Source organism: Tolypothrix sp. VBCCA 56010, assembly GCF_050875635.1.
GTDB lineage: Bacteria > Cyanobacteriota > Cyanobacteriia > Cyanobacteriales > Nostocaceae > Hassallia.
The window spans coordinates 1-1,488 of sequence record NZ_JBPAOH010000341.1; the positions used below are offsets into that span (position 1 = coordinate 1).

1 protein-coding gene is annotated in these 1,488 nt (G+C 41.1%); it reads right to left on the minus strand.

Annotation, left to right across the window (positions count from 1 at the left end; genetic code table 11):
- Positions 1-190: 190 nt before the first annotated feature.
- Positions 191-1,327, minus strand: a complete 1,137-nt coding sequence (locus tag AABK37_RS41310) for an IS4 family transposase (RefSeq protein WP_432557165.1) — start codon at positions 1,325-1,327, stop codon at positions 191-193.
- Positions 1,328-1,488 lie beyond the last annotated feature (161 nt).

Sequence of the window (1,488 nt, forward strand, 5' to 3'; positions counted from 1 at the left end):
CCAATACGGTTCAGTTAAGGCTATGCAGTGCTTAGTACAACGAAGACCGGAGGATTGATTTGTGCCCCAATACCTCTGTGTTTAACTTTTTTAGAGCGAAATTTTGATACAGGCTTTTTCACAACCCTTGGGTTGTTTCTATGTACCCTTTCAGGTAAAACTTGGTCAAGAATCTCCACAGTTAACCAACTCAAAAAAAGGGAAGTTCTTGTGGTTGCAAACGCTGGAATTTGGGGAGGGCACGACGAACAACTCGTAATGTTCCTGTGAAACTTAGACGCAAGGGTGAAACAACTGCGCTGCTTGCAGCCTGAAAAATTAACAACCGGATAGCCCAATGCCCTAATAACAAACCGTACACTTCTTGCACCACCTCCCGTGGTTTTTGAGAACGAATATGAGTTTTTCGTCCTAAAAGATGTACTTTGATCTCATCAATAGTATTCTCGACTTCCCAACGTTGATGATACTCACAAGCGAGTAGCTGGGCGCTGAATTTTTCAATGTCCAATAAGCTTGTAATTAAGCGATATCTAATTTGTTCTTCTGGGTTATCATAATTCTCAATTGTATACTCTATAACTCTTACCTGTATAGGCTTACAACCTTTTTTACGCAATTCCCCAGATGGATAAATCCAACTTAAATATGAACAATCATCTAAAGGTTTTTCATTTAAGAATTTAACGTTGGCAGGAATTCTTCCTAAATAATCACAACCCTTACTTACTGTTGCTTGTACCATAGCATAGGAATGCAAACCCCTATCCCACATTAACAACATTCCGGATGTTACTGAACGTAATAATTTTAGTGACCTGACTCGCTCTCCAATCCGATATGGGCACATTAATGCGTCGAAAATTAAATGTGTTCCAGCCTCTACCAAAATAACCAATCTAACTTTGGGAAATGCGGCTCGTGTACCAGGACGACTACCGGGACGACCAAAAACCCTTGCGTTTTCATCACTATCTGGAATATCCAAGCAAGTTCCATCAATCAATACGATTCGTAACCCGTTGAGAAACCCTCCTATTGTTTCGCTGTTTGACATTGGTCGCACTAACTGATGAAACAATTGCCTCATCACCCCTGCTTTTAGTCGCTGTCTGGCTTGGGTTATAGCTGATTTACATGGGATACGCCAATATTTACCAATTTTGACCCATGCCTCTGAAAGCCCATCAATTAGGTTCTTTAATACGTCCCGCATTGAATCTCCCGACCACAGGCTCATTGCTATGATTAAACAAACGACCAGTTGTGCAGGTAACGAACGATGACGTTCCTCTTCGACTTTAGTTTTAGCGATCGCCTGTTCGATTGAAGTTGCTGGTATAGCAACCTCTATTGCTTTGAATATCTCGGTACTTTGTATCTTGGGAGACACTAATGAGAATTCCTTGAGATGCACCGCACTTCATTTCCATACTTCAGAACAATCCATAATTTACACGTATTTGAGCCTTAACTGAACCGTATTGG